Origin of the sequence: Euryhalocaulis sp. (assembly GCF_013911995.1) — a bacterium.
In the GTDB taxonomy this organism is placed as follows: Bacteria; Pseudomonadota; Alphaproteobacteria; order Caulobacterales; family Maricaulaceae; genus Euryhalocaulis; species Euryhalocaulis caribicus.
In genome coordinates, this window is record NZ_JACESD010000012.1 from 45,829 (window position 1) to 60,776 (window position 14,948).

19 protein-coding genes are annotated in these 14,948 nt (G+C 67.0%); 8 read left to right on the forward strand and 11 right to left on the reverse strand.

What is annotated here, in order from left to right:
* Positions 1 to 35: 35 nt before the first annotated feature.
* The gene (locus H2040_RS05005; protein ID WP_022696918.1) at positions 36 to 872 is read left to right on the forward strand and encodes a CAP domain-containing protein; all 837 of its coding nucleotides are present in this window, start codon (positions 36 to 38) and stop codon (positions 870 to 872) included.
* 60 nt (positions 873 to 932) lie between these two features.
* Here H2040_RS05005 and H2040_RS05010 read toward each other — a convergent pair whose 3' ends face one another.
* From H2040_RS05010 to H2040_RS05025, 4 genes are all read right to left on the reverse strand, one after another.
* Positions 933 to 1,751 carry an enoyl-ACP reductase FabI gene (locus H2040_RS05010; RefSeq protein ID WP_287155383.1) on the reverse strand — a complete coding sequence of 273 codons (819 nt, stop codon included), beginning with the start codon at positions 1,749 to 1,751 and terminating at the stop codon, positions 933 to 935.
* A 38-nt stretch (positions 1,752 to 1,789) separates the two neighbouring features.
* Positions 1,790 to 3,004 carry a beta-ketoacyl-ACP synthase I gene (gene fabB, locus H2040_RS05015; protein WP_287155391.1) on the reverse strand — a complete coding sequence of 405 codons (1,215 nt, stop codon included), beginning with the start codon at positions 3,002 to 3,004 and terminating at the stop codon, positions 1,790 to 1,792.
* A gap of 16 nt (positions 3,005 to 3,020) precedes the next feature.
* Complete coding sequence (gene fabA, locus H2040_RS05020) at positions 3,021 to 3,536, reverse strand: bifunctional 3-hydroxydecanoyl-ACP dehydratase/trans-2-decenoyl-ACP isomerase (RefSeq protein WP_022696921.1); 516 nt, start codon at positions 3,534 to 3,536, stop codon at positions 3,021 to 3,023.
* Between the two features lie 149 nt (positions 3,537 to 3,685).
* Positions 3,686 to 4,174 (reverse strand): SH3 domain-containing protein, encoded by a 489-nt coding sequence (locus tag H2040_RS05025; protein WP_287155397.1) that lies wholly within the window; start codon positions 4,172 to 4,174, stop codon positions 3,686 to 3,688.
* A 116-nt stretch (positions 4,175 to 4,290) separates the two neighbouring features.
* Between H2040_RS05025 and H2040_RS05030 the strand changes: the two genes are divergently transcribed.
* From H2040_RS05030 to H2040_RS05040, 3 genes are read left to right on the forward strand one after another with little or no spacing between them, the layout of a single operon-like run.
* Positions 4,291 to 5,319 (forward strand): 2-hydroxyacid dehydrogenase, encoded by a 1,029-nt coding sequence (locus tag H2040_RS05030; protein ID WP_502709327.1) that lies wholly within the window; start codon positions 4,291 to 4,293, stop codon positions 5,317 to 5,319.
* Positions 5,316 to 5,534: a hypothetical protein gene (locus H2040_RS05035; RefSeq protein WP_287155410.1), complete on the forward strand. Its 219-nt coding sequence runs from the start codon at positions 5,316 to 5,318 to the stop codon at positions 5,532 to 5,534. The genes H2040_RS05030 and H2040_RS05035 overlap by 4 nt, the downstream gene beginning before the upstream one ends.
* A gap of 49 nt (positions 5,535 to 5,583) precedes the next feature.
* Complete coding sequence (locus H2040_RS05040; RefSeq protein ID WP_287155418.1) at positions 5,584 to 5,781, forward strand: hypothetical protein; 198 nt, start codon at positions 5,584 to 5,586, stop codon at positions 5,779 to 5,781.
* Here the strand turns inward: H2040_RS05040 and H2040_RS05045 are convergent.
* A complete protein-coding gene (locus H2040_RS05045; RefSeq protein ID WP_022696925.1) occupies positions 5,761 to 6,393 on the reverse strand; it encodes a MarC family protein in 633 nt (210 codons plus the stop codon). The genes H2040_RS05040 and H2040_RS05045 overlap by 21 nt on opposite strands.
* A 107-nt stretch (positions 6,394 to 6,500) precedes the next feature.
* Here H2040_RS05045 and H2040_RS05050 point away from each other — a divergent pair, with 107 nt between their 5' ends.
* The gene (locus H2040_RS05050) at positions 6,501 to 7,415 is read left to right on the forward strand and encodes an MBL fold metallo-hydrolase (RefSeq protein ID WP_287155435.1); all 915 of its coding nucleotides are present in this window, start codon (positions 6,501 to 6,503) and stop codon (positions 7,413 to 7,415) included.
* A gap of 301 nt (positions 7,416 to 7,716) precedes the next feature.
* On the opposite strand, the gene H2040_RS05055 is transcribed toward H2040_RS05050, so the two are convergent.
* Positions 7,717 to 8,484: a HesA/MoeB/ThiF family protein gene (locus H2040_RS05055; protein ID WP_287155447.1), complete on the reverse strand. Its 768-nt coding sequence runs from the start codon at positions 8,482 to 8,484 to the stop codon at positions 7,717 to 7,719.
* 151 nt (positions 8,485 to 8,635) lie between these two features.
* On the opposite strand from H2040_RS05055, the gene H2040_RS05060 reads away from it, so the two are divergent.
* Both H2040_RS05060 and H2040_RS05065 read left to right on the forward strand, forming a co-directional pair.
* Positions 8,636 to 9,055 carry a hypothetical protein gene (locus tag H2040_RS05060; RefSeq protein WP_022696929.1) on the forward strand — a complete coding sequence of 140 codons (420 nt, stop codon included), beginning with the start codon at positions 8,636 to 8,638 and terminating at the stop codon, positions 9,053 to 9,055.
* A gap of 11 nt (positions 9,056 to 9,066) precedes the next feature.
* The gene (locus tag H2040_RS05065; protein ID WP_287155509.1) at positions 9,067 to 9,453 is read left to right on the forward strand and encodes a PIN domain-containing protein; all 387 of its coding nucleotides are present in this window, start codon (positions 9,067 to 9,069) and stop codon (positions 9,451 to 9,453) included.
* Positions 9,454 to 10,129: 676 nt separating this feature from the next.
* Here H2040_RS05065 and ttcA read toward each other — a convergent pair.
* On the reverse strand, positions 10,130 to 10,984 hold the full coding sequence (ttcA, locus tag H2040_RS05070) for a tRNA 2-thiocytidine(32) synthetase TtcA (RefSeq protein ID WP_287155462.1): 855 nt from the start codon (positions 10,982 to 10,984) through the stop codon (positions 10,130 to 10,132).
* Positions 10,985 to 11,063: 79 nt separating this feature from the next.
* On the opposite strand from ttcA, the gene pdeM reads away from it, so the two are divergent.
* Positions 11,064 to 11,774 carry a ligase-associated DNA damage response endonuclease PdeM gene (pdeM, locus tag H2040_RS05075; protein WP_287155469.1) on the forward strand — a complete coding sequence of 237 codons (711 nt, stop codon included), beginning with the start codon at positions 11,064 to 11,066 and terminating at the stop codon, positions 11,772 to 11,774.
* Here pdeM and H2040_RS05080 read toward each other — a convergent pair.
* The 4 genes from H2040_RS05080 to H2040_RS05095 form a co-directional block, all read right to left on the reverse strand.
* Entirely contained in the window at positions 11,771 to 12,337 is a 567-nt protein-coding gene (locus tag H2040_RS05080; RefSeq protein ID WP_287155477.1) for a DUF3429 domain-containing protein, read from the reverse strand. The genes pdeM and H2040_RS05080 overlap by 4 nt on opposite strands.
* Entirely contained in the window at positions 12,334 to 13,110 is a 777-nt protein-coding gene (locus tag H2040_RS05085) for a TIGR02186 family protein (protein ID WP_287155484.1), read from the reverse strand. The genes H2040_RS05080 and H2040_RS05085 overlap by 4 nt, the downstream gene beginning before the upstream one ends.
* Before the next feature lie 3 nt (positions 13,111 to 13,113).
* Positions 13,114 to 14,037, reverse strand: coding sequence for a sulfite exporter TauE/SafE family protein (locus H2040_RS05090; protein WP_022696936.1), 924 nt, complete (start codon positions 14,035 to 14,037; stop codon positions 13,114 to 13,116).
* Between the two features lie 69 nt (positions 14,038 to 14,106).
* A partial coding sequence (locus H2040_RS05095) for an SEL1-like repeat protein (RefSeq protein WP_287155492.1) occupies positions 14,107 to 14,948 on the reverse strand: 842 nt, incomplete at its 5' end.

The following is a 14,948-nucleotide window of genomic DNA, read 5'->3' on the forward strand; positions in this document are numbered from 1 at the left end:
GACCCAACTCTGTCACACGGCGGAGCATGACACTCATGTTACATAAACTGTGTCAAACTGTCGCAGTCCTGGCTAGCGCCAGCGCTGCTTTCGCCGGGCCCGCCCTGGCGGCTGGTGACAATGCGTGTCGCGTCGCCGAAGCGGGCCTGTCCACTCAACTGGAGGCCTACCTCGACGAGGCGTCGCACTGTGTCGCGCAACCGCCGGAAGGGGTCACCCTCCGTAATGATGTCGAGGCCGAGCTGGTCCGCCAGATCAATGAACGCCGCGCCGCGGCGGGCGAGGATCCGCTGCGCCTGCGCTATGGCCTCTATAACGCGGCCCGCCTGCACGCGGTGGATATGGCCGCGCGCGGTTACGCCGCGCATGAGGACCCGGAAGGCCGCGGCCATCTGCAACGCGCCCGCGCCATAGACCGCACCGCCCTGTTTGGGGCAATGGGCGGCAATGTCGCCGTGGTGAGACAGGCCGACGCCAGCCAGGTCGATGCGAAAATCGCCGCCGATCCGGTCAATGCCGCCAATATCCAGCGTGAGGAATTCACGCATATGGGCGTTGGCGTCGCGGAAGCCGGCGGCCGTCTCTACGCGGTCGAGGTCTTCGCCCGCGTCGATGGCGAGCTTCGCGACCCGATGCCGGCCCGCGTTTCCCGGCTGGACAATGTCCGCCCCGATTTCGCGGACAACTCCTTCGCCATGGAAACCGTGCGGCTTGAGAACGCCGCCGGGGACGAGCTGGGCGTCAGCATCAATTCGCGCCTCTCGGGCGTCGCCCTGACCGGCGAGACCGCCTATCTGGACGTCTCCGCCCGCGGCGGCGACACCGTCTACACCCTCTACGGCCCCTCCGTCACCGCCAGCCGCGACGACTAGGGACAGCCGACAACCAGAGAAAGAAAAAGGCCCCGGAAATCTCCGGGGCCTTTTTATTCTCTATTCCTCGTCCTCGCCCGGGTCCGGCACGCCGACGATGTGGAAGCCGGCGTCCACGTGCAGAACTTCGCCCGTGCATGACGTGCCGAGGTCGGAGAGCAGGTAAAGCGCCGCGCCCGCGACGCCTTCCATCTTGGTGTCTTCCTTCAGAAGCGACCAGTCCTTGCCCGTCTTCATCAGGGAGCGTCCGCCGGAAATCCCGGCCATGGCCAGCGTCCGCATCGGGCCGGCGCTGATCGCGTTCACCCTTATGCCCCGCGGCCCCAGATCGCGCGCGATATAGCGGGTGGAGGCCTCCAGCGCCGCCTTGGCGACGCCCATCACGTTATAGCTCGGCACAACCCGCTCGGCGCCCAGATAGGTCATGGTCACCATCGACCCGCCGTCCGCCATCAGGTGAGAGGCGCGCTTGGCCGCGTCCACGAAAGAGAAGGCGGAGATTTCCATGGCGCGCTTGAAGCCCTCGCGCGTCGTGTTCTCCGTGAAGCTGCCCTGAAGCTCGTCCTTGCCGGCAAACGCGATGGCGTGGACCAGGAAGTCCAGCTTGCCCCAGCGCTTCTCGATCTCGGCAAAGCACTTGTCCATGTCCTCGTCAGAGGCGACATCGGCCGAGACCAGGAAATCGGAGCCGAGGGATTCGGCCAGCGGGCGCACCCGCTTCTCCAGCTCGCCCTGATAGGAAAAGGCCAGTTCGGCGCCCTGCGCGGCCATCTGCTGGGCAATGCCCCAGGCGATGGAGTTCTTGTTGGCGACGCCCATGATAAGGCCCTTCTTGCCTTTCATCAGCTCGCCTTTCGGCATCGGATTGTCGTCGGACATCTCTTCCCGTTCCCTCGTCTGTTCTTTCTTGTCTCAGCCTAGACCCGGCGCATCACCAGCGACCCGTTGGTGCCGCCAAAGCCGAAGCTGTTGGACATCACCGTGTCCAGCTTCGCCTGCCGGGTTTCGGTCGCCACGTCGATTTTTGTCGCGGCGATATCGGGGTCCATTTCCTCGACATTGATCGAGGGGGCGATAAAGCCGTCGCGCATCATCAGCAGCGAATAGATCGCCTCCTGCGCCCCGGCCGCGCCCAGGCTGTGGCCGGTCATCGATTTGGTGCCTGAAATCGCCGGGCCGTCATCGCCGAACACCCGCGCCACGGCCTTCGCCTCGGCAATATCGCCGACCGGCGTGGAGGTGGCGTGCGGGTTCAGATAGTCGATCTTCGAATCCACGGTCTCCAGCGCCAGACGCATGGCGCGCTCGGCGCCCTCGCCGGAGGGGGCCACCATGTCCGCGCCGTCGCTGGTCGCGCCATAGCCGGTCACTTCGGCGTAGATGTTCGCCCCGCGCGCCTTGGCGCGCTCATATTCTTCCAGGATCACGATTCCCGCGCCGCCGGCGATCACGAAACCGTCGCGATTGGCGTCAAAGGCGCGGCTGGCGCGCTCGGGCGTATCGTTATACTTGCTGGACATCGCGCCCATGGCGTCGAACAGGACCGACAGCGTCCAGTCCAGCTCCTCGCCGCCGCCCGCGATCATGATGTCCTGCTTGCCCCACTGGATCTGCTCGGCGGCGTTGCCCATGCAGTGCAGCGACGTCGTGCAGGCCGAGGCGATGGAATAGGACATGCCCTTGATCTTGAACGATGTCGCCAGCGGCGCGGAGCCGGTGGACGTCATCGCCTTGGGCACCGCGAACGGGCCGACCCGCTTGGGGCCTTTCTCGCGCGTCACGTCGGCAGCCTTCACGATGGCCTCCGTGGACGGCCCGCCCGTGCCGACAATCAGGCCGGTGCGCGGGTTGGAGACTTCATCCTCGGAAAGGCCCGCATCCTTGATGGCGTCGCGCGCGGCGATCCACGCCCACGCCGCGCCGTCGCCCATGAAGCGCAGATCCCGCTTGTCCACGATGCCCGCCGGGTCCAGGCCCGGATCTGCGTGAACCTGACAGCGGAACCCCATCTCGGCGTATTCTTCCGCGCGGACAACGCCGGAGCGGCCGTCCTGCAGCGATTTCGAAACATCGTCCAGCGTCGAGCCGATCGGCGAGACAATGCCCATTCCCGTTACGACAACGCGTCGCATCAGCGCATCCTCCCTTTTACAATTCTTCCGGTTTGAACAGCCCGACGCGAAGGTCTTCCGCCTTGTAGATCGTCTTGCCGTCCGCCTGCACTTCGCCATTCGCCAGACCAAGGACCAGGCGGCGATTGATCAGGCGCTTTATGTCGATTTCATAGCGGACATGCTTGATGTCCGGGGTGACCTGGCCGGTAAACTTCACTTCGCCCACGCCCAGCGCGCGGCCTTTGCCCTCCGCGCCGGTCCAGCCCAGGAAGAAGCCGACCAGTTGCCACATGGCGTCCAGCCCCAGGCAGCCCGGCATCACCGGGTCGCCCTCGAAATGGCAGCCGAAGAACCAGTTGTCCTCGGAAACGTCCAGCTCGGCCACGGCCTTGCCCTTTTGAAACGCGCCGCCATCGGCGGTGATCTCGCTGATGCGGTCGAACATCAGCATGGGCGGCAGGGGCAGCTGGGCGTTGCCCGGTCCGAACAGGCGTCCGTGGCCGCACTCAAGAAGGTCTTCGTAGCTGTACGCGTTTTTCTGGTTCGCCATGAAATTCCGTCAATCACGCAAATGAAACATGCGAAAAGGGTCCGCCATGCGCATATCATCGCAAACCGGCGGAAAGCCCGCGCCAAACTGTTATCATTTCGTGACAGATGCAATGGGCGCGCGGCGCCTTAAAGCGGCTGCGCGCGCTGTCAGGGGCCGGGGCGTTCGTCCGCGTTCAGGCCCCACAGATCGGCGGCGCTGATCCAGCCCTCGAACCCTTGCGCCTCTGTGCGGCACCAGCCGGCGTCACAGCGTTTCAGGACCAGAACCGCCCCGGCCTCGGCCACCGCCTCTATCTCGCTGTCGCGCGCCGGATCGCTGCGCAGGGCCGTGTCGCGCATGGGGATAACCGCGCGCGCGCCGTCCAGCGTGCGCTTGTGCATCCACACCAGATCCCCTTCAGGATCCATCACGCGGCGCCAGTTTTCCGTCTCCGCCACCACCTGCACGGGCAGGCCCTGTCGCTGATAGGTCCAGCGCACGGGATGGTTGGGGCTGGGGCCGGCACGGCCGTTCACCTCGGTAAATTTCAGCGTCACGAAACGCGGCACCGGCAGGCCGGAGGGCGTGGGCGCCATGGCGTGCGCGGCGGCCGGCAGGAAGGCCGCTATCAGGATCAGGCATCGCAGGGCGCGCATGACGGTTCGCCGCTCTCTCGGGGTCGGGCCAGTCGGGAAGTATGAATCATCGCCCCATCATGATGAAAAAGACGTAAAGGCGGCTGCGCCATTGGCTGCGCGCGCCGCGCTCTGCTATGCCGCTTCATTCCGCCATCCGCGCGAAACGAAAGGGACGTGTCCAAGTGCCGAGCAAGCCCGTTGTCGTGGTCACCCGCAGACTGCCCGATCCGGTCCAGACCCGGATGCGAGAGCTGTTCGACGCCGAGTTCAATCTGGAAGACCGCGGTCTCACCCATGACGAGCTGAAAGCCGCCGCCGCCCGCGCCGACATTCTGGTCCCCACCGTTTCGGACGAGATCGACGCCGATATCATCGCCGCCGGCGGCGACTCCCTGAAGATGATCGCCAATTTCGGCGCCGGGGTGGACCATATCGACCGCCGCGCCGCGCACGATCAGGGCATTGTCGTCACCAATACGCCCGGCGTCCTGACAGAGGACACGGCCGACATGGCGATGACCATGATCCTGGCCTGCGCCCGCCGCCTGTCGGAGGGCGAGCGCGTCCTGCGCGCTGGCGGCTTCAGCGGCTGGGCTCCGACCTGGATGATGGGCCGCAGCCTGCGCGGCAAGCGCCTGGGCGTCATCGGGCTGGGCCGCATCGGACAGGCCGTGGCCCGCCGCGCCCGCGCCTTCGACATGCATGTCCATTACCACAACCGCAATCCGGTCAGCCCGGCCATCGAAAAGGCGCTGGAGGCCACCTACTGGCCGGAGCTGGACGACATGCTGGCCCATGTCGACGTGGTCAGCGTCAACTGCCCCTCCACGCGCGAAACGCGGCACTTGCTGAACGCGAAGCGTCTGGACCGCCTGCGGCCCGAGGCGCTGCTGGTCAACACCTCCCGCGGCGATGTCATCGACGAGGCGGCGCTGGCCGAGCGCCTGAAGGACGGCCGCCTCGCCGGCGCCGCGCTGGACGTCTATGAGAACGAGCCGGACATCCACCCGACCCTGCTGGAGCTGGAAAACGCCGTCCTTGTCCCGCACATGGGCTCGGCGACCATCGAGAGCCGCACGGCGATGGGCGAGAAGGTGATCGTCAATATCCGCGTGTTCACCGATGGCCACCGGCCGCCGGACCGCGTATTGTTTGAATCATGATGGAAAGCCTCACCCATCCCGCCTTTGCGGGCCTCGCCATCGGTCTCGGGGCGGGCGTGTCAATCGGCGTTGCGCTGGCAATCGCGCTGGATAATCCCCTCATCGGGCTCGGCATCGGCCTCGCGCTGGCCTTCGGGCTTTCAACAGCGCTCATCCTGGCGCTGGGCCAGGCGGCCAAGGACGGCGATCAGTCCCCGGACGCCAGTGCAAAATAAGCCTGCGCCGGCTTTGAACCATTCGCCCGCCGCCGGCGTTTTGCCTGCCATGAGATATATTCTTTTCGGCATTCTGGCCGTCGCCGTCTTCCTCGCCGCGCTTCTTCTAGGCGCGGCGCTGGGCGTTCTGTTCACCGGCATCGTGATCGGGATTCTGGGGATTCTGTTCGTCGCCGCGCTCGCCTGGCTGTCGCGCAAGGCGTTTGCCCCGAAGGGCGGAGAAGATTCAGGCGGCGAGGCCGGGTAGCAGCCCGCTAAAGCCCACCGCGATCATTTCCATCGCGATCGCCGCCAGGATCAGGCCCATCACCCGCATCAGCACGTTCATGCCGGTCACGCCCAGCAGGTTGGACATCGGCGTGGCCGCGCGCAGGATCGCGAAGATCACCAGGCCGGAGGCCAGGATCACGCCGGACATCGCGGCCCAGCCCAGAAGCCCGGTCACGCCCTCGCCATAGACGATCACCGCGGCGAACGCGCCGGGACCGGCGATCAGCGGAATGGCCAGCGGGAACACGCCCGGATCGTCCTTCTCCTCGCCCTCCAGCCGCTCCTCGTCCACCGAGTGCATGCGCGAGGGCCGCGCCCGCAGCATGGACAGCGCCATCAGGAACAGGATCACCCCGCCCGCGGCGCGGAAACTGTCCAGCGAGATGGAGAAGAAGCCGAGGATGTATTTCCCGGCCACCGCGGTCACCAGCAAGGCGATGGTCGAGGCAATGGCGGCGGTGTTCGCCGTCCGCGCCCGTTCGGCCCGCGTGGAGTCCGATGTCATCGACAGGAAGATCGCCGCCGACCCCATCGGGTTGGTGACCGCGACCAGCGCCGCGAAGAAGGGGATCATCGCCATAAAGTCCATGACCCGAGCGCATCGCTCATTGCGGATAAGTTGTCAAAGCCTCATCCGCGCTCCATTTTCATAGCCGACATGCAGATTTGCGCCCACTAAAGCGAAGGAAACCCGCCATGCTCCGCACGCTCACCGCCGCCGCGATGCTCGCGGCCGCCCCCGCCGCCGCTCATGACGCGCACGAAAAACAGGCTGGCCAGGACTGGCCGTTCGAGGTCGTGAACATCGCCCCGAACCTGTTCATGCTGGAAGGGCGCGGCGGCAATGTCGGCGTGCTGACGGGCGATGACCGCACCTTCATCATCGACGACAAATTCGCCGATAATGCAGAGCAGATCCGCGCCGCCATCCAGTCGGTGGAGGGCAACGCGGTGGGCTATGTCGTCAACACGCACTGGCACGGCGACCACACAGGCGGCAACGCTTCGTTCGGGGACCAGGCCACCATCATCGCCCACGAAAACGTGCGCCAGCGCCTGTCCACCGACCAGCAATCGGAAATCTTCGACCGCTCCACCCCGGCCAGCCCGGAAGAGGCCTGGCCCGTGGTCACCTTCACGCGCGACGTCACGCTGCACCTGAACGGCCAGACCGCACATGTCGAACACATCCCCAACGCCCATACCGATGGCGACGCGGTGATCTATTTCGCCGAGGCCGACGTGCTGCACATGGGCGACATCTTCTTCAACCAGTCCTTCCCCTTCATCGACACGTCCTCCGGCGGCTCCATAGACGGCTTCATCGCCGGGCTCGCGCGCGGGCTGGAGATCGCGGGCGAGGACACCACCATCATGCCCGGCCACGGCCCGCTCGCCACGCGCGCCGACCTGCAGGCCGCCCATGACCTCGCCGTGATGCTGCGCGACCGCGTGCAGGCCAGCATCGATGAGGGCCTGACCCTGGAAGAAACCCTCGCCGACAACCCGCTGGCGGACCTGGACGAGGACTATGCCGGCTTCATGGACAGCGAGACGCTGGTGAACATCCTCTACCCGGACCTCACCGAAGGCCGCTCCTCGCAGAACTAGGGGGGCGAGGCCGCGCGGTTCGCGCCTTGCGCAGCGCGGGCGGAAACCGGCGGGCCGCGTCCGGCGTTATAGCGTCTGATCCGGCCATTCCGGCCGGACCGACCGCGGGCCGCTTAACCCCGCACTTTCAGGACGAAACCCATGCCTGACAATAAGAACAAGAACAAACCCCAATCCGGCCAGCCGGCGAAGACGCCGGACGCTAAAAAGGACAAGCCGGCGAACAAGCCGGGCGCCGGACGGAAATAGGTTCATCAAGGCAGACGCAACAGGAAGCGCGGCGGTCCCCGCCGCGCTTCTATTATGCGCTACTCCCGCAAACCGGGCATGCCGGGTCGGGGGGCAGAGCGATGGTCCGCGCGGTCCCGGCCAGCCCGTCGAATATGGCGAGGCGCCCGTCCAGCGGCTTTCCCGCCCCGGTGATCAGCTTGATCGCCTCCAGCGCCATCCAGCTTCCGATCACCCCGGCCGCCGGTCCCGCGACGCCGATCTGCGCGCAGGTTTCCGCGTCGGGGGGAATGTCCGGGACCAGGCAGCGATAGCAGGGTGACCGCGCCTCCACTTCTTTCGTAAGGCCCGAGCGGAACACGGCCACCTGCCCGGAAAACCGCTCTACCGCGCCGGAGACCAGCGGCTTGCCCGCCGCGTGGCAGGCCGCGTTCACCGCGAACCGCGTCTCGTAATTGTCGGACCCGTCCAGCACGATATCGGCCCGCGCCACGGCCTCCGCCGCGCCCGCCGCGTCCAGCCGTCTGGAAAGCGTCTCCACGGCGACATGCGGGTTCAGCGCGGCCAGCCGCGCCGCGCCGGTTTCCGCCTTGGGCGCGCCCGCCTCATCGGTCGTGAAAAGAATCTGGCGCTGGAGATTATTGAGCGACACGGCGTCGTCATCGGCCAGGATGATCGCGCCCGCGCCCGCCGCCGCCATGTAAAGCGCGGCGGGGGAGCCCAGACCGCCCGCGCCGACGATCAGCACCCGCGACCGCTTCAGCGCCTGCTGGCCTGGCCCGCCAATCTCTTTCAGCACGATGTGCCGGGCATAGCGCTCCAGTTCTTCAGGGCTCAGCATGGCGGCGTCCGTCTCGCTAAAAGGGCGTTCTGCCTGATATGGGGCGGCGCGGGGCGATTGTGAATTTTGCGCCTCTCCCGGTTTCACCCTCCCCAACCCGGTCCGCAAGGGTTAAGATGACGTTTATCAACGTCTGTGGGGAGACAGAGTTATGAGCCGCCTGCTTGTTATCTTTTCCCTTTTTGCGCTGGCCGCCTGCGCCACCGCCGAAGGGTATCGCCAGAAAACCTCGCAATGGGTTGGGGTCCACGCCGACCAGCTCCTGCTGGACTGGGGGCCGCCTGTCGACAAGGCCGGCATGTCGGAGGGCCGCGAGATGTGGACCTATTTCGTCGAGGAATCCTACACCACCGGCGGGAACTACACCCAGGTCCCGCATGAGCGCTGGGTCGAGACCGTCGACGAGGACGGCGAGCATATCAAACGCAAGGAAACGGTCTATGAGAGCGTCTATAATCCGCCCGTCGATCATTTCACCCAGTGTGAGACCCGTTTCGTGATCGCGCCGGACGGATATGTCGAGACGTTCTCGTTCCAAGGCGATGCCTGCGTCGCGGTCGAGGAATCCTGAGCGTCCGGCTGATCCTTGATACCAATGTCTTTGTCGGGGCGGGATTCAACCCCCGCTCCGCCTCGGCCCGCCTGATCGCCGCCGCGCGAGAGGGTGGGCTGATCCTTGTCTGGGCGGAGGAAACCCGCGCGGAGACACGGCGCATCCTTGAAAAGATTCCTCCGCTGGACTGGCCCGCCGCCGCGCCCCTCTTCACGGAGGCGGGCCGCTTTGACGGCCCGCTGGACCTTGCCGCCATGCAGGCCGTCCCCGATCCCGAAGACCGGAAATTCGCCGCCCTCTCCGCCGCAGCCGATGTCCCCGTCGTCTCCAGCGACTCCGACCTCCTCGACGTCCGCGGCGTCATCGGGGCGGTCGTCCTCACCCCCGGCGAAGCCGCGAAAAAAGCGGGACTTTGAGCGGAGTTTCCTGAGGAAATTCGCGCCTTCTCGACCCCGCCTTCGAGACGCCCTTCCGGGCTCCTCAGGCTAAGGGATGGGGTATGCTAACTCCCGCTTCCATCACCCTTCCCCTGAGGAGCCGCGCCAAGGACGCGGCGTCTCGAAGGGCCGGAAAGCAGGGACAAAAACAGAAATATCAGACCGGGTCCCCGCTTGAGCCATACTCCCTCCTGTTCGCTGCCGCGAGGGACCATGAGCTCGGGTCGCATGGGGCGGGGAACGGCGCCGGAGATGTCGCGGGAGGAGACCTTGCCCGATGACCGCTCCGGCCTGTCGGAAGGGACTGCGAAGGAAAAACGGTCGCAAGGCCAACTTCAGGCAGGTTCAAACGTCAGCGGCGCGCAGCTTCGGTTCGCAAAGCAATCAAATAATAAATACGGCCAGCGTCCGAAACGCGCGCCGCTTCCCTCGCCCCACCCAACACCTCCGAGGTCACAGGACCTGCGGAGCTTTCGGCGCATGTCGCCCACCGAGAGTCCCCGGAATTGGCGCAGCCAATATCCGGGGTCCAGAGATGGCGGGACCGCCGCAAACTGGATCCCGGACATCCGCTGACGCGGATTCCGGGAGCTGAAAAAGAAGAGGGTAAAAAAGAAAAGTCCCCTCGCCCCCGAGAGGGAGAAACCATCCCCCCTCAGGAGGAAGGGGACAAAGTCTTGAAATCAAACAACGCCGCATCCGCCATGTGCGAGGCGTTCACGTTGCGCATGGCGTTGGCGAGAATCGCGCGCTGGCCGGGGCGTTTTTCCTCCCAGCCGGCCAGCATCGCCTTGATGGCGCCGCGCTGCAGGCCTTCCTGCGAGCCGCAGAGCGTGCAGGGGATAATGGGGAAATCCATATGTTTCGCGAACTTCTCGATATCGGCTTCGGCCGACAGGATCAGCGGGCGCAGGACCAGAAGGTCGCCCTCGTTGTTCAGCAGCTTGGGCGGCATGGCGGCCAGCTTGCCGCCATGGATCATGTTCAGGAAGAACGTCTCCACCGCGTCGTCGGCGTGATGGCCCAGCACGATCGCCTGGCAGTTCTCCTCCCGCGCCACGCGGTAGAGGATGCCGCGCCGCAGGCGGGAGCAGAGCGAGCAATAGGTCCGCCCCGCCGGCACCTTGTCGGTGACGATGGAATAGGTGTCCTCGGTGACGATACGGTGCTCGACGCCCAGCGCGGCCAGATAATCGGGCAGGACATGTTTGGGAAAGCCAGGCTGGCCCTGATCCAGATTGCACGCCACCAGCTCAACCGGCAGATGACCCTGGCGCTGCAGGTCCATCAGCACGGCCAGCAGCGTGTAGCTGTCCTTGCCGCCGGACAGGCACACCAGCCAGCGCGGCGGGCTCGCCTCCGCGCCTTCGGGCAGCATGGCGTAGGTTTCCACCGCCTCGCGCGCCTGCCGCGCCAGCCGCTTGCGCAGCTTCTTGAACGTCACCGCGCCCGGCGCGTCCGCGAACGGCGCGGGTGCGGCGGGCTGTTCGGCTGTCATCGCGTCGCTCATCTGCAGAACCTTCTGAACACCGGCGCTTCTCTTTGCGGCGAACCGGTCTAACCTTTCCTCCGCAGCCAAGGAATATCGCATGCAGGCCCCGGCCCGGACAGAGTCATCGCAACACGTCGCGCTCAACGTGGCGGGCGTCGACATGCTCGCCGATCCGGCGGGCGCGCTGTTCCATGAGGGCGCGGGCATGCTGATCGTTGCGGACCTGCATCTGGAGAAGGGTTCGGCCTTCGCCCAGCGGGCGCGCATGCTGCCCCCTTTCGACACGCGGGAAACGCTGGCGCGGCTGGACCGGCTGATCCGCCGCTACGCCCCGCGCGCCGTCGCCTGCCTTGGCGACTCCTTCCATGACGGGCAGGCCGCGCTGCGCCTTGATGACGCCGACAGGGCGGAGATCGGCCGCCTGACGGGATCGGTCGGCGACTGGATCTGGGTGGAGGGCAATCACGACCCCGCCCCGCCGGTGGAGCTGGGCGGACGCACGGTGGCGGAGCTGACGCTCGGGCCGCTGGTGCTGCGCCATATCCCGACAGAGGGCGGCGCGCCGGGGGAGTTGGCGGGCCATCTCCACCCCGTCGCAAGGGTGCGGGCGCGGGGCCGGGCCATGCGGCGGCGGTGTTTCGCGACCAATGGCGATCACGCCGTTCTGCCGGCCTTCGGCGCATATGCGGGCGGGCTGAATGTCTGTGATGCGGCGTTCGCCCGCGTTTTCGGCGGACGGCCCGATGCGTGGATCATGGGGGAGTCGCGCGTCTGGCCCGTAACCGCGGGCAAGCTCTGCGGCGACTAGGCGGGCGGCGCCTGGGTGACCGGCACGTCACGCGTCCAGAACACCAGCAGCAGCGACAGGATCGCCCCGGACGAGGCGATGATGCGCAGCGAGGCGTACCAGCCAGGCAGGGTTCCCCGCGTGATCGACCACAGATCCCAGAACAGCATGGCCAGGAAGCCGGCGATGAAGATCGCCATAGTCGCCCGCGGCTGAAGCCCGATCAGGATCACGGCCCAGGCCAGAAGCGGGGGGATGATCGCCAGGACCAGCACGGCCCAGCGCGTCGTTTCGGGCCGCTCCACCATTTCCACCCCCCATCGCGTGCCGCCCAGAAAGCCGAGAATGACGGCGGCATAGGTCAGCAGGGCGTTATAGGCGGTGGCGTTGAACAGCTTGCCTTCCGGGGTGACGATCACCACCAGCGCGGTGATCAGGAAGGGCAGGATGCCCGCCAGCGTCAGGAACATCGCCGGTTTCGGCGCGCCGGAAAACGGCCGCTGGAACCAGGATTCGGGCCGGTGGCCGGCGGGTTCGCGCGGCGGCTCGGGCGGCGGCGGGGGAGGCGTCTGTGTATCGGTCATCGTCTGGCGAATATAGCAGCCGCGAGCCATCCGGCCAGCAATGCGGCAGCCACAGCCAGCAGGCCGTACAGGAAGGGCTGGTTCTGGGCGAGATTATAGACCGCCTCGCCAAGCCCCGCCTTGTGCACGGTCAGGGTCGTGGCGGTCTGGGCGGCGGCCCCGCCGTCGCGGAACAGGATGACTTGCGCCTCGTAATCGCCCACCGGCGCCTGGGCGGGCAGGCGGACTTCGGCGCGGAACAGATTGGCCTCCTGCAGCGTCACCTCGCCCGCCTCGTTCCGGTAAAGCCCCTTGTCGGCCTTCAGGCGGATAATGGCGCGCCGGTAATCGCTGATCATCGGCGCGGCGTCGGAGGACTGCACCCCCGCCGTGCGCAGCGGCACGTATTCCGCGCTGGCGCCCAGCCGCCGCAGCACGTCGGGCGGGGCGATCTCGTGCAGCGGCCGGGTGCTGGCCGCGGCGTAATAGGACGGCGCCCCGGCAAAGGAGGCCGGCTCGGTGTTCAGCCACAATCCGGCGATGCGTTCCTTGCGCATCACGGTCAGGGGCTGGGACGGGCCGCGCAGGATAACCACCAGGTCGTCGCCCTCCCGGTATCCGGGCGCGACGCCATAGATCAGCAGCCGCGCGCCGGTGAAACCGGACGTCACGCGCACTTCCTCGTCGGTCAGGGCGATTGCCACATCCGGCGGACCGGCCGGGACCGTATCCCCGGACGGGCCGGGCGGGGTCTGCGCGGCCAGCAGGAAGAGCGCGGAAAGAAGGGCGATCACCGCTCACAGCCCTCCCGGGATCAGCGTGTACATTTCGGACGGCGTGGCGATCAGGTCCCAGGCCAGTTTCAGACAGACGGCCAGCACCAGCCCCGCCAGCAGGGCGCGCAGCGCCTCAGCCTTCACCTTCATCGCCGCGCGCACCCCGATCTGGGCGCCGATGACCCCGCCAAGGATCAGCAGCAGCGCCAGAATGATGTCGACCGTGTGGTTCTGCGTCGCCTGCAGCACGGTCACCAGCGCGGTCACGAAGATGATCTGGAACAGCGATGTGCCGACCACGACATTGGTCGGCATGCGCAGCAGATAGATCATCGCCGGCACCATGATGAATCCGCCGCCCACGCCCATGATGGCGACCAGAACGCCCACCACCGCGCCAATGACAATCGGGGGAATGATGCTGACATAGAGGTGAGAGCGCGGAAACCGGGCGCGCATGGGCAGGCGCTGGGCCAGCGGGCGCGGCCGCCGCCGGCGGGGCCGGGCCACTTGGCCTCCCCGGCGGTCGCGTCGCAGCGCCTGGATGCTCTCGAACGCCATCAGGGCGCCGATGCCTCCCAGGAACACGACATAGGACAGCGCAATCGCAATATCGATCTGGCCGAGGCTTTTCAGCCAGGCGAACAGCTGCACGCCCGCGACCGACCCCGCGATGCCGCCGGCCAGCAGATATAACCCCATGCGCACGTCCACCGCGCCGCGCCGCCAGTGCGCCAGCGCGCCCGAGACGGAGGTCGCGGCGATCTGGTTGGCCTGTGTGGAAACAGCGACCGCGGGCGGCACGCCGATGAAGATCAGCAGCGGCGTCATCAGGAAGCCGCCGCCCACCCCGAACATGCCGGACAGGAAACCGACTCCGGCGCCCAGCCCCAGCAGAAGCAGGACATTGACCGAAATCTCGGCGATGGGGAGGTAGATCTGCACCCGCGCCTTCCGCTGGCTCGTCTTTGAAGCCGTCCGGCGGCGCGCAAACGCGCCGTCGTCACTGGCATACTAGCGCCTGCGCGAGACTTCCAGCCGTTCCAGCAAGCGGGGCGACACTTCGCCCGTCTGGGCCAGGCCGTTTTCGCGCTGATACAGGATAATCGCAGCTTGTGTCTGGGGCCCCGAATTGCCGTCCGCCTGACCGATATCATAGCCCAGCTCGGCCAGGATGGTCTGGGCGCGGGCGACCGCAGCCGGGCCGGTCAGCGCGGCCGCGCCGTCTTCGGCGGCGCTATTGGCGGCGACGTCCAGCGGGCGCGGCTCGAAAGACTGCGCCATCTGGCGCGCCTCGGCGGCGGCTTCTTCCGGAAGTTCGCCGGCGATCCGGCTGGCGCGGGACCCGGCTTCCTCGTCGCCGCTCTGCGCGGCGATCGTGTACCAGGCATAGGCGTCGGGCAGGCTGCGCGGCCGTCCGCGGCCCTGCTCATAAAGGACGGCCAGATTGAACTGTGAGTCCGGGGCGCCCAGCAGGGCGGCGCGTTCAAACCATTGCGCGGCGGCGTTCATGTCCTGCGAGGCGCCGCGCCCCTCGGCGTACATCACGCCCAGATTGTGCATCGCCTTGCGGTTGCCGTTATTGGCCGCGCGCTCGGTCCACTGGCGGGCGCGCAGCGCGTCCTGCGGCACGCCAAGCCCGGTCTCGAACAGCTTGCCGAGGCGGTACTGCGCTGGGGCGTATCCGCTATCGGCGGCCGCGCGGACCAGGCGAACCCCGGCGTCCTGCTCGCCATTCTGCAGCTCGGCCATGCCCAGCTGGAACTGGTCGGAGGCGGGCAGGGCGGAAATCGCCGCGCCGACCGGGTCCTCGCCGCCGGCCTCGGCGGGCCGGGCTTCGGCCTCTGCGGTCTGCG